This window comes from Trinickia terrae (assembly GCF_005144415.1).
In the GTDB taxonomy this organism is placed as follows: Bacteria; Pseudomonadota; Gammaproteobacteria; order Burkholderiales; family Burkholderiaceae; genus Trinickia_A; species Trinickia_A terrae.
This window is the reverse complement of sequence record NZ_SWJE01000006.1, coordinates 218456-231152: the sequence shown is the minus strand read 5'-3', so window position 1 is coordinate 231152 and position 12697 is coordinate 218456. Positions and strand designations below refer to the sequence as shown.

General features: G+C 63.6%; 10 protein-coding genes. 5 read left to right on the top strand and 5 right to left on the bottom strand.

Translation table 11 applies throughout. The features are described 5' to 3' along the window. Positions 1-64: 64 nt before the first annotated feature. The 5 genes from FAZ69_RS13770 to FAZ69_RS13750 form a co-directional block, all read right to left on the bottom strand. The gene (locus FAZ69_RS13770; protein WP_136895312.1) at positions 65-490 is read right to left on the bottom strand and encodes a VOC family protein; all 426 of its coding nucleotides are present in this window, start codon (positions 488-490) and stop codon (positions 65-67) included. 62 nt (positions 491-552) lie between these two features. Continuing rightward, positions 553-786: a tautomerase family protein gene (locus FAZ69_RS13765; protein ID WP_136895310.1), complete on the bottom strand. Its 234-nt coding sequence runs from the start codon at positions 784-786 to the stop codon at positions 553-555. Between the two features lie 74 nt (positions 787-860). After that, positions 861-1571: an SDR family NAD(P)-dependent oxidoreductase gene (locus tag FAZ69_RS13760; protein ID WP_136895308.1), complete on the bottom strand. Its 711-nt coding sequence runs from the start codon at positions 1569-1571 to the stop codon at positions 861-863. A gap of 242 nt (positions 1572-1813) precedes the next feature. Continuing rightward, the gene (locus FAZ69_RS13755; protein WP_136895306.1) at positions 1814-4114 is read right to left on the bottom strand and encodes a sensor histidine kinase; all 2301 of its coding nucleotides are present in this window, start codon (positions 4112-4114) and stop codon (positions 1814-1816) included. A gap of 6 nt (positions 4115-4120) precedes the next feature. Further along, on the bottom strand, positions 4121-4933 hold the full coding sequence (locus FAZ69_RS13750) for a response regulator transcription factor (protein ID WP_136895415.1): 813 nt from the start codon (positions 4931-4933) through the stop codon (positions 4121-4123). 497 nt (positions 4934-5430) lie between these two features. Here FAZ69_RS13750 and FAZ69_RS13745 point away from each other — a divergent pair, with 497 nt between their 5' ends. From FAZ69_RS13745 to FAZ69_RS13725, 5 genes are all read left to right on the top strand, one after another. Beyond that, the gene (locus FAZ69_RS13745; protein WP_169708636.1) at positions 5431-6027 is read left to right on the top strand and encodes a GGDEF domain-containing protein; all 597 of its coding nucleotides are present in this window, start codon (positions 5431-5433) and stop codon (positions 6025-6027) included. A 106-nt stretch (positions 6028-6133) separates the two neighbouring features. Next, positions 6134-7348: a non-hydrolyzing UDP-N-acetylglucosamine 2-epimerase gene (gene wecB / locus FAZ69_RS13740; protein ID WP_136895302.1), complete on the top strand. Its 1215-nt coding sequence runs from the start codon at positions 6134-6136 to the stop codon at positions 7346-7348. A gap of 101 nt (positions 7349-7449) precedes the next feature. Beyond that, a complete protein-coding gene (locus FAZ69_RS13735; protein ID WP_240702222.1) occupies positions 7450-9696 on the top strand; it encodes a cellulose biosynthesis cyclic di-GMP-binding regulatory protein BcsB in 2247 nt (748 codons plus the stop codon). Positions 9697-9707: 11 nt separating this feature from the next. After that, positions 9708-11834 (top strand): glycosyl transferase family protein, encoded by a 2127-nt coding sequence (locus FAZ69_RS13730; RefSeq protein WP_136895412.1) that lies wholly within the window; start codon positions 9708-9710, stop codon positions 11832-11834. Beyond that, entirely contained in the window at positions 11831-12694 is an 864-nt protein-coding gene (locus FAZ69_RS13725; protein ID WP_136895300.1) for an alpha-amylase family protein, read from the top strand. The genes FAZ69_RS13730 and FAZ69_RS13725 overlap by 4 nt, the downstream gene beginning before the upstream one ends. The last annotated feature ends 3 nt before the right edge of the window (positions 12695-12697 follow it).

Genomic DNA, 12697 nt, shown 5'->3' with positions numbered 1-12697 from the left:
TTCGATAGGGCTATCACTGGACGCGATAGCCCGTTGGCATTCGATGTGCGAATGGAAAGGGAAGTCAGGCAGCCGCCTGAACACGCGGGTCGAAATCGAATTCGAGCCGGATGCCGCCCGGCTCGTAGAGCATCGTGTGCCGCTTCGGTCCCTGCCCGAGGTTCTCCGGCGCGAACTCGACCTTGACGCCCGGCCATTGCGAGACGCGCGCGTGGATTTCCTCAAGCGCTTCTTCCGAACCGGCGCGCAACGCAAGATGATGCAGACCCACGTTCGTCTTGCGGTCGAACTCCACGCGCTGGCCGCGGTTGGTGACTTCCCACAGCGTCAGCACGACGTGGCCGTCGGATACGAAAGCGGCCGGGTAGCCCGGCCGTTCGCCCACCTGGGTCCAGCCCAGGCAGTCGACGAAGAAGTCGCGCGTGATGGCGAGGTCACGCACGGCCAGCCCGACATGATCGATGCCGAGCGTCAGCGGTTTGGCGGTCATTTTCATAAGCTCCTATCGAGTGCAATGAGGGAGTGCGGTCTCTTCGGGGCATCCAGCTTACGTCATGTCTTCAATCCTCGCTGCTTGCGGTACACATCGGTGGGCAATCCGCCCCAGCCCCAGTTCTCGGTTTCCACCTCCTGAATGACGACAAAAGTGGCTTCGAGCGGTTTGTTCAATACGTCGAGCAGGAGCTGGCTCACGCCCTTGATGAGCTGAGCCTTTTCATCCGCGGTGACGGACGTGGCGCCAGGCTGGGTGCCTTCGCGCGTGACTTGAATCGTGACGATCGGCATGTGAATCTCCGTGATGTTGACCGATGAACGGAAGCGCCGGCTGGCGGCGCTTCCCGTTTGGCGCCGGGCGCGCTTTAGTGGCCCGCGCTCTGGCCGCCGTCGACGTGCAGGATTTCGCCCGTGACGAACGGCGCCGAGTCGAGATAGAGGATGGCGTTGACGATGTCGCTCATCTCGCCCATATGGCCCATCGGGTGGAGCGCGCCGAGCGCGGCGTGCGTTTCCTCAGGATGCATCGGCGACTTGATGATGCCCGGGGAGATCGCATTCGCACGAATGCCGCGCTTCGCGTACTCGATCGCGAGCGAGCGTGTCGCGGCGGCCAGCCCGCCCTTGGTCAGTGAGGCCAGCACCGAGGGCACGCCGTCGACCGCGTGGTCGACGAGCGTCGTCGTGATGTTGACCACGTGGCCGCTCGAATGCTTTTCCATTTCGGCGACGGCGAGCTGCGTGATGTAGAAGTAGCCGGCGAGGTTCACGTTCGTAATCGCGGCGAAGTCTTCCGCCGTGTACTGCGTGAAGGGCTTGGCGATGAAGATGCCGGCGTTGTTGACGAGCGTATCGACGCGGCCGAAGCGCTTGATGGCTTCGTCGATCACGCGGCGGGCGGTGGCCGGGTCGCCGATGTCGCCGGCCACGGTCGCGAGATGGGGATCGTCCGACGGTTGGATCGAACGCGCAGTGGCGACCGCGCTGTAGCCCTGCTTGCGGAACGCCTTGACTGTTTCTGCGCCGATGCCTTGCGACGCGCCGGTGACGATGACGACTTTTTGCGAATTGCTCATGGTGGACCTCGAAAGTAACGTAAAAGTAAGTGGATTCGGCTTGATTCCTGATCGGGCCTGCTGCTCCGATGGGTGCTAAATCTAGGCGCGTTACCGTCGATTCCGAATACCCGGCGCGGTCAAACAGTCTTGCGCGGCGGGAATAAATGGTCACGCTATGAGCAGGTCTCGGATGGACTCGAGTGGCGTCTTGCCGGGGGAGCAGGCGCTCGCGGCGCGACTATAGGCGACGCATGGTGCAGCTATGCGGCCGTTGGCGCAAGAGCGAGCGCTTCGATGCCCGCGAAATCCAGTGATTCGACGCAGAGCTGCAATTTGGCCAGAAACGCATCGCACGAGGGATGGGACCTGACCATCGTTTCGATCCACTGTTCTATGTCGGTCAGGCGTCCGTCCTTGGCCAGAATGGCCAGCGTTCGACGATCACCTTCGGGAGGAACCGTGAGGGCCGCGAGATCGTTGCGTCGCGGACGGATCTGCGTGGAACCGGTGGAGAGATCTCGCGGGATCGGCGGTGTCGAAGTATCCGCATCTTCCGCGACGGGCACGATAATCTCGAATGAAAACGAGGTGCCCTGTTGCGGCGCGCTTGAAACGCGCAAGTCGCCGGCCATCGTATTGACGATTCGCTGCGCGATGAAAAGGCCGAGACCGGTGCTGCCGTTCACTGCCTGTATCTGGCGAAAAGCCGAAAAGAGGTTGGACTGTTGTTCGATTTCGATGCCGATGCCGGTGTCCGCGACTTCGAAACCCAGCTCCCATTGATGCTCCAGTTCGCGCGCTCTCACCGTCATCATGACGACGCCGTCGCGGGTGAACTTGGATGCATTGGACAGCAAATTGAGCAAGACCTGCTGTAACCGCCGGCCGTCGATCATCAGGCGGCGTGGCAACGATGTCAGTGCCTGGAAGTGAAAGTCGTTGTTCAGTTGCGCGCAGAGCGCGATGGCGTATTCGGCAATCTCGTCAAGCAATGCCGGCAGATCGATTGCGACGGGCGTGGTTTCCAGCGGCTGCAACTCCGCTTTGGCGTACCCCACCAACTCGTCGATCAGGCCGAGTTGATAGTTCACGCTGCGCTCGATGGCGTGGATCAGCGGCGCCTGCTTTGAATCGGTCTGATTCATCAGCAGCCTGGCGTAGCTCGTAATCGTTGCAAGCGGTGCACGAAGGTCGTGACTGACATAACCCAAGGTTTCAATCTTCTGCTGGTTCTTCTCTTCGGCGTCGAGCAGCGCCTCGTTCAGCTCCGATGTGCGTTGCGCGACTTCATGCTGCAGTCGTTCATGCTCGGACCTTTGCCAGTTGGCGAGTTCCGTCCTCGCCTCTTTACGTTGAATTCCGACGTGGTTTATCCATGCGGCAAGCACAACAAGATTAGTGGCCAGCCCAATGATCGCGAGGATGGGATTGGGCTGAATATCAGACGTCAGCCACGCGAGACTCGCAGGTAAAGCCCCGAGCTTCTGGAGCAGATTCATCGCAAAGTTGAAGAAGGAGAACGTCATCGTAAGCAGCATGATCCGCGCGGTTGGGGTGCGCCGAAGTGCGAGCACGGCGGGGATGCCGATCGAGCCGACAACCCCGAACAACGCGTTGACATACAGGCTGACTTGCGCGAAAAGGAACAGATTTCCGAATGCACATCCTGCCGCTGCAATGCACTCGAGCAAGGCGAATCCGAACAACACATGGCGTGCAGGGAGGTTCGTCTTTTCGGTGCGTGCGATGCGCAACACGAATACGATGAAGAGCAGCATGCCGCTGCATCCGAGCACTGAAACACTTCGTGCGCTCCATTCGGCTGCGTGCGGCCACAGATACAGCTTGGTATAGCCGCGGTCGGCAGCTTCATATAACGCTGTCGCGACACAAAGCGCCGCTAACACGAGAAACGAGACGCTGCGTGAAAAATAGGAAATGAGGAGCGCGCACCAGGCCAGCGCTAGAGTTCCACCTATCAATCCGCCGTCCCAGAGCGCCGCGCGCCTTTCCAGCGCATCGAATGCCGTTGCGGAATACACCTTTGGCCCCAGAGTGAGCGCGGTGTCCCCAGCTACCCGGATCAGGAAAAGAAGTTGCTCGCCGGGGCGGAGGGTGAAGCTCACCAGGGGATAGCGCGATTCAGGCGATTGAATGACCAGGTTCGCTGAGGGATCGGCGCCTTCATGTTTCCATTGACCGCCGGAAGTGGCGTAAAAGTCGACGTGCTGGAGACGCGGCTCTGTGAGCGCCAGAACAAGCGGAAGTTCATTCGGACTGCGGTTGGTGACTACCGCACGTAGCCACCAGGCTGAATGGGAGAAACCCACCTTCAACTCATCCCCCGAAACGCGAAAGAAACGTTGTGGCGATCTTGCCGTTAGCGCGAGCACGTCGTCCAACTGCATCTTTCCCGAAACGTCTTCGAACGCTTCCACCCGGTCCAGCGTAGCGAACCGATGCGCCTGCGATCCGGCCGTATCCGGGGTGAATGCGAACGCTTGCGCGGCCCACCAGGTCAGGCATACGAGGAGCAGGCGCTTCCATGTGCCAGTTGTCATGGCGACTCAATCTGTATCAAGGGTGGTTTCCCCGGTGCCGGCCAAGTCTTGAAGCCGGGGTTCCTGGCGGTAGGTCGAGGGTGTCACGCCGAATCGCTCGCGAAATGCCGTGGCGAAATTCGCCGCACTGGAGAAACCAATCTCTTCGGCGATGCGAGCGATACTCAACGGCGTGTTGTTCAGCAGGTTTTGAGCAATCCGCAAGCGTTCGTTTCGGAGATGCTCGAACACTGTCTCGCCAAGGTGATCTCGAAACGCGCGCGACAGCCGTTTTTCATTCGTTCCCACGATGCGGGCCAGTTGTTCGACGCCGGGTGGATTGTTTAGCCGTTTTGAAAGATGCTGAACGGCCGCACGAACGAGGACGCCGTCGCCTGACAAGTCCGGAGCCGACATCTCTTCTTTGGTGGCGGGCAGGGTACGGTTTGTTCGCGACAGGTGGACACGAATGCGCGCGAGTACCTCAGCCGGCGCGAACGGCTTGAGTACGTAGTCGACGCCACCGATCTCCAAACCCTCGAGACGCTCGTCGAGGTCGGCGGCTACCGTCAGAAATATGATGGGAATTGCGCACGTGCGGGTGTCCGCGGCAAGAAGCCGGCAGGCAGCGAATCCATCCATCCGAGGCATCCGCACGTCCATCAGGATGAGGTCGGGCGAGAGGGCCAGCGCTCGTTCATATGCCTGCGCCCCGTCGAATCCAACGCTAATGCGGCACCCCGCGCTACGCAGAACGTCGATCAACAATCGCAGCTGGTCCGGCTGGTCGTCCACCACAAGAACATGTGCATCGGTGAGAACCGCATTTCGGGGCTGCATCATTACGTTCGGTAAGGTTTATCGACTCGAGTTCCTTCGAATTATCGGCAGGTGAGTCGATAGATTAAGGGCCGGTAACAATTTTCGCTCGAGCAAAGTATTTTTCCGCTCCAGCAAAATCTAAAACCAACGATGCAGATCATAATTGTTTCCAGCGCCACGCGGCGCATCTGGAGTTTAATATTTTTACGAAAATACTCCGCAGTGGTGCGTAATTGTGTTTTGTGATTGCAAGGATTCTGATTTTTCAATCTTTAAAGATTTTTGCTTTTGAAATTGGATCGGGTTACCTGATAATCGTGCTCGGGATGTAGATTAACTTCGAGTGCCTCGCAAACGATATTTCTGCAAGCATGATGGATGCAATAAAGGCGGGGTGTGGCGCGCCGAGACCAGGCGCTCAACAGAATTATTAAAGCTCTATGAAATCCCATGTATATGAGGCCGGTATTCACCGGTCTGATTGGCGGATGTTGCTCAGACGGTTGGCGCATCCGATGTTTCATAGTGTCACCGATTGGAAGCGCGAGCATTTGCTGAGCCGAATCCATGATCTGGAAGCGGAAAATTCACGGCTTGCACAGATGGCGATCACGGACGATTTGACCAGTGCATATAACCGCCGGCATTTCGACGAGTATTCCCGGCGGGACTGGACATGGGACAGCGCAAGGCATTCGCTGGCTCTTTGTCTGTTCGATGTCGATAACTTCAAGGCATACAACGATTCGTATGGGCATGGCGCGGGCGATGACGCACTGCGTCTGATTGCCGACGTCGTGATGCGCCAGCTTCGACAAGGCCGGGATCTTTTATTCCGACTCGGCGGGGACGAATTCTGCGTATTGCTCTATCTGGATTCGGCCGATTCAGCAGTTGGCATTGTCGACCGACTGCGGCGCAACGTCCGGGAATTGGCGTTGCCTTCTCCGCGTGGTCGTGACGGTGTTCTGACAATCAGCTTCGGCGTCGTATGGCGTGACGATCGCCGCGCACGGATGGCGACACCCTGGCAGCTCTATCTCGACGCGGACCGGATGTTGTACGAAGCCAAACGCAACGGTCGAGACCAGATCAGGCTGGCAGGCCTTTGACCTGCACCGCATTCGCTGCCGGCGACCAGTCCGGCTGCGCCATATCACGCGGGTGAACCGCCTGCGATTTCCCTGAGACAGTTCGCAAACTACGGATGGTGAGTCCATGCCATTGAAAGTCATGACCGTATTCGGCACGCGGCCGGAAGCCATCAAGATGGCGCCGCTCGTCAAGCAATTGGAGGCGGACGCCGATATCGAGTCGATGGTGTGCGTGACGGGGCAGCATCGGGAGATGCTGAAGCAGGTGCTCCAGCTGTTCCAGATCGAGCCGGACTGCGATCTCGCGCTGATGACCGGCAACCAGACGCTCAATGGTCTGGCTTCGCGTCTCATTGCATCGCTCGACGAGGTGCTCGCCGCACGGCGGCCGGATCGCATCCTGGTGCACGGCGATACCGCGACGGCATGCGCTGCCGCAATTGCCGCGTTTCATCGCGGGATTCCGGTGGGGCACGTGGAGGCGGGGCTGCGCACCGGCAACCTGATGCAGCCGTGGCCGGAAGAGATGAACCGTCGTGTCGTGGACGTAGTGAGCGATCTGATGTTCGCGCCCACCGCGAGTTCGAAGGCGAACCTCGAACGCGAAGCACTTCAAGGCCGGATCGTCGTCACCGGCAATACGGTGATCGATGCGCTGAACCTGACCACCGCGCGCATCGACAGCACCCCGGCCTTGCGCGCCGAACTCGACGCGCGCTTGCCGTTCCTCGACGGCGCGCTGCCGGTGCTGCTCGTGACGGGCCATCGCCGCGAGAGCTTCGGCGCGGGCTTCGCGAACATCTGTGCGGCGCTCGCCGATCTGGCCCGCTCCAACGCCGTGCAGATCGTTTATCCGGTGCACCTGAATCCGAACGTGCGCAAGCCGGTGCAGGAGACGCTCGGCGCCGCGCGCAACGTTCACCTGATCGAGCCGCTCGACTACCTCGGGTTCGTGCGGCTGATGCAGCGCGCTTCCATCATCCTCACCGACTCGGGCGGGATTCAGGAAGAGGCGCCGGCTTTCGGCAAGCCGGTGCTGGTGATGCGCGACGTTACCGAACGCCCCGAAGCGATCGAAGCGGGCGCCGCGCGACTGGTCGGAACGAGCCGCTCCAGCATTCGGGACGCTGTTCTCTTTCAGCTCGCGCGGCTGAGCGATTCGCGAGCACCTGTCCCGCGCAATCCATATGGAGACGGACTGGCGTCCGAGCGTATTGCGGCAGTGCTGGCTGGCCGGCCGTTCCAGGAGTTCGGCGCACCCGATGCAAACGCGAGCATCCTGCCGATACCCGCGCAGCAGGCGCATGTGCGGCGCGCCGGACACGCGGAGTTTCAGTGAACGCGCAATGCCGCGCATCGCCCGTTGCTTATTTCTATCCATAAACGACCGTGAATCCTGTTCTCATATCGTGCATCTCCAGTCCGTCGAGCACGCGTAGCGTGCGCGCTTTCCGTTTGCTGCATGCCGCCAGTTCGTTCGTGCTGGGCTGCGCACTGGCAGGCTGGATCGGCGGCGCGCTTGCGCAGCCCTTGGGGGTGTCCGCCGCACCCGGCAAGGGCGTTGTTCCTCGCGACAGCGGCTTCGCCGAAGCGCTGGCCCACGCCGGCAACAGCGTGACGACGCGCAGCGTCGCATTGAGTCGACTTGGCATGCGTGAGACCGCCGTTCTCGACGCGCCGCAAACGAACCGGGAGTACTACTTTCCGGTGCCTGCCGGCGTGCCTCTCGACGGTGCCGAGCTGCAGGTCGATGCCGACTATCTGCGCGGCGACGGGGGCCGCGCCACGATGCTGGTCTCGCTCGACGGCTCACCGGTGCTGGCTCGTGCGTTGACGCAGCCGCGCGGCGATGCGGCCGCAACGCTCGGTGTGAGCGGCGAGCCGCGCCCGAGCGGCTATGTTCGTGTGGGTCTCGCGTGGTCGTCGGTCATCAACGACGCCATATGCACAGACCAGACCGCGATCGGCAACGTGTTGCGCGTCGAGCCGACCACGCGTCTTACGTATCGCTATGACACGAACGATGTGAAGGATCTGCGCACCGCGTGGACGGCGCTGCCGCAAACACCGTCGATCGTGATTTCGGCGGCGAGCGTCGGCGCGCCGGCCTATGACACCGCATGGCGTGCCGCTGCGCTGATGCAGCGCGACGGCCGCGAGCCCGTGATTCGAACCTGGCCGAAGGTGGGCGATACCGTGGAGCTGGGCACGCTCGGCGTACCCGCCCCGCTGCGTGTGCTGCCCGCGTTCGCTGCTCTGGCGATGGGCGGCACGCACCGGTTGGCGAATCCCGCGGAAGTGGGGGCGCTGCTCGTGCTCGTGCCTGAGCGCGTGTGGCCGGCGGACCTGATTGTGGCCGATGACGCGCTGCATGCCGCGCTCGATGCGTCGCTCGACGCGCTGCGTGTGCAGGCGCTCGGTGTATCGCAGGATGATGCCGACGCGTTCGACGTGTGGCGCAAGCGCGCCATCGCGCCGCTTGCCGCGCCGCTGGCGGGAGGAGAAGCGCGTCTTGTGCATGTCGGCGGACAGGCGGCGATCGTCGTCGGCGACCGCAACGCCATCGACGTCCTCGCCCAGGCTTGGCGTTCGATCAACGTGTCGAACCAGCTCGTCGTGCACGAAATCGACAGCGGCTCGAACGGCAAGGCCGAAGTCGTTTCGCTGACCGCGCTGGGCGGCGAACCGCGGACCATCGACGTGCGTCGTCAGGCATCGTGGAGCGTGGCCTTCGACCTGGGCGCGGTGGCGGGTGCGGGCCGTCTGCCGGACGACGTGGTGCTCGATCTTGCCGGTGCGCCCAACAGCCACGGCGCGAACGTAGTCGCTTCGGTCTACTTCAACGACGTGCTGATCGGCGCGAAGCTGCTGGACGCGGACGGGCGCGCGCAGCGCGTGACGGCCCACATCCCGCGCTACGCGCTCGCTGCGCGCAATCAGCTGCGCGTGTCGTTCCAGCGTCAGCCTGATGGGGGTTGCGCGACGGACCAGGGGTATCCGGCTGCGGTCCTGCCCGGCAGCCACTTGACGCTTGTGCATGCGGAGGGCGACCAAAGCTTCACCGGCATGGTTGCGCGCTTTGCGCAGAGCGCCACGGTGATCGTACCCGCGTCGTACCTCGGTGACGCCACCGCGACGCTGCCGCGCGTGGCGCGCCTGGCGGATGCGGCTGGCGTCGCCCCCCAGCGCGCGGCGCTCGACGTGACGCCCGCCGGCCAAAGCGCGGCGCCGACCGCCCCCTTTCTTGCCATCGACGTGCCGCTTGCCGAACCGAAGTCGCATGTGCGCGTCGCGAATAACGGGCTGACCATTCTCGGTCCGAACGAAGAGTCGCTCTACGACGTCAGCGGTGTCGCGAACCTGGCCGGTGTCGGCGTGGTCGATGTCGAGCGCGCCGGCGGCGCGATGGGTGTGGTCTACCGCAATATCGGCGCGCGTGCGCCGCTGCTGCCGGTTGCATTCCAGCTTGCGCGCGGCGATGTCGCGGTGATCGACGGCAGCGGCGTGCTCAAGCAGATCGATACCGTGCACGCCGGTGCACTGGAGCAGGAAAGCACCGGCACGGCGTGGACGAAGCAGTGGCTCATCTGGATCGTGCCGGCCGCCGTCGTGGCCGCCTTCATCGCGTTGCTGCTGCTCGCGTCGCTCGTGCGCCGGCGCAAAGCGCGCAAGCAGGACGGCGAGTGAGCTTGCGCATCATGGACCTGTATCTCGGCTACTACGCCGCGCGGTACTACGACGTGCTGCAGTATTGCGCCGGCTTCATTGCGGTGCTGATCCTGCTGTCGAGCATCGACGATCTGTTCGTGGACGCGTGGTACTGGGCGCGCGAGGCATGGCGCGCCGTGACGATCAGGCGTGCGTACCGGCCGCTGACTGTCGAGCAGCTGTACGCGCGCGAAGAGCAGCCGATTGCGGTCATGGTGCCGGCATGGCTCGAATACGACGTGATCGCCGCGATGATCGAAGACATGGTGAGAGTGCTCGATTACCGCAACTACGTCGTTTTCATCGGCACCTACCGCAACGACGCTCGGACGATCGCGGAAGTCGAACGCATGCGCCGCCGCTACCGGCAGTTGCGCCGTGTCGAGGTGCCCCACGACGGTCCGACCTGCAAGGCGGATTGCCTGAACTGGGTGATCCAGGCGATCTTCGGGTACGAGCGGGAAACCGGGCTCGAATTCGCGGGTGTGGTCTTGCACGACAGCGAGGACGTGCTGCATCCGGTCGAGCTGAAGTTCTTCAATTACCTGCTGCCGCGCAAGGACATGATTCAGCTGCCGGTCGCGTCGCTCGAGCGGCACTGGTACGAGCTGGTGGCCGGCACCTACATGGATGAATTCGCCGAGTGGCACGCAAAGGATCTCGTGGTGCGCGAGAGCCTCGCGGGGGCGGTGCCGTCCGCGGGCGTGGGCACCTGCTTCTCGCGGCGCGCGCTGCAGGCGCTCGTCGACGCCACCCGCAACCAGCCGTTCAACACCGAGAGCCTCACGGAAGACTACGACGTCGGCGCAAGGCTCGCGAAGCTCGGCATGCAGTCGATCTTCGCGCGCTTTCCGGTGCAGTTTCGCTCGAAACGCGTGAGCTGGTTCGGCCTTGGCAAGCCGCGCGAGGTCACCGTGACGATGCCGCTGTGCGTGCGCGAGTTCTTTCCGGACACGATGCGCACAGCCTACCGGCAGCGCGCGCGCTGGGTACTCGGCATCGGCCTGCAGGGCTGGCAGCACACCGGCTGGACCGGCACGCTTGCCAACCGCTATCTGCTGTTTCGTGACCGCAAGGGGGTGGTTACCGCGTTCGTCGGCATCGTCGCGTACGCGCTGCTGATCCAGTTCCTGTCGTTCATGGCCGCCAGTGCGACGGGACTGACAGGCGAAATGCTGCCTTCGCCGTTCGTGGATTCCACATGGATGCATGCCGTGCTCTCGCTCAACGCCGTGGCCGTGGGGTTGCGCGTCGTGCAGCGCGCCTACTTCGTGACCCGGCTCTACGGCTGGGAGCATGGGCTGATGTCGATGCCGCGGATGGTGGTCGGCAACTTCATCAACTTCCTCGCGGTGTCGCGCGCCTGGCGGCTGTTTCTCACGCACCTCGTCACCGGCAGACGGCTCGCGTGGGACAAGACCATGCACGACTTTCCGTCGGCGGACGGGCTGACGGCCGGCCGCCGCCAGAGGCTGGGGGAGCTGCTTGTATCGTGGCAGGCAATTGACGAGCTGCAGCTCGCGCTGGCGCTGGACGACCGGCATGCGCGCGAGGCGCCGCTCGGCCGTGTCCTGATGGCCAAAGGCTGGCTCGACGAAGAAACGCTTGCCGAGGCGATTGCCTTCCAGGCCGACCTGCCGCGTGCCGTGCTCGATCTGCACCAGTTGAACACCGACCGCGCGCGCCTGCCCGTCGAAGCCGCGATCCGGCACCGCGTGCTGGTGCAGGGCAGCGACGCGGCGGGCCGCGCGATCCTGCTGGCTGCGAGTCCATTGCCCGCGCAAACGCTCGAGGTGCTGGCCGAGGCGCTCGGGCAGCCTATCGCGCAGCACGTTGCGCGCGAGAGCGAGATCGCAGCCGGACTGCGCCTTTTGCGCGACGCGCCGGCCGCACTGGAGCCGGCCGCGGCGCGTGTGCCGTTGATCGGCGATCTGCTGATCGAGCTGGGCCACGTGACGCGCGAGCGTTTCAACGACGCACTGAACCGCTACCGGCCGGACCGCGACGGCCGCATCGGCGATTTCATGGTCGATAGCGGGGTGATCAGCCGCGCGGCGCTTGACCACGCGATCGACGCGCAGACCCGCGCGCGGCGGCCGGGAGCGATCGCCACATGAGCCGGCCTTCCATTCGCGCGACCGAGGCCGGCAGCCCGCTTCGCATCGCGGCTGCCGCATCGGTGCTGCTGGGCGCGGGCTTGCTCGGCGGCTGCCAGTTCCCGCAGGCGGAGCGCGTCGACGGCATTGCCTGGCAGATCGACAGCGCGCACGTCAGTCCGCATGGGGACTGGGACCGGCTGGGCGTCACGGATCTGCTCATTCAGTGGACCGCGGTGGACGGCACTGCGTTCGTCCCCGGCACCGGCTTGCGCGAGGCGCCGCGCGTGCCCGACTGGCCGCGCATCGCGCGCGAGCCGTGGGCAGGCCATGTGCTCGTCGGCCTCGCGGGCCGCTTCGACGAGCGTGCGGTGCGTGCTCACGTTGCGGAACTCGCGGATCAATCCCTGAAGCTCGCTGCCGCCGCACCGCCGCTTTCCATTGAAGGCTGGTATTTCCCGGTCGAAGCCGATCCGACCTGGCAGGACGCTGCGCGTCTCGCGCCAGTGTTGATGCGCCTGCCGAGGCCGCTCTGGATCAGCGTGTACGACCGCTCGAACATCGGCGGGGCGGCGCTTGCCGACTGGCTCGACAGCTGGCTGCCGCGCGACGTCGGCGTGCTGTTCCAGGACGGCGTGGGGGTGTATGCGCGCCAGCCTCGCGTGGCCCGCGAGTATGCGGACGCGCTGGCGTCGAAGCTCGGGGCGGCGCGCGTGCGCATCATTGCCGAAGCGTTCCGGCCGGGCGCCGGCAACGCGTTTCGCCCTGCCGCCGCGGCAGAGCTCAAGCCGCAGCTTGCCGCTTACCGCGGCTTTCGCACTTACGTCTTCGACGGACCTCACTATGTGTCGACCGAACTCGTGGAGAGCCTGCTGAAGTGATCT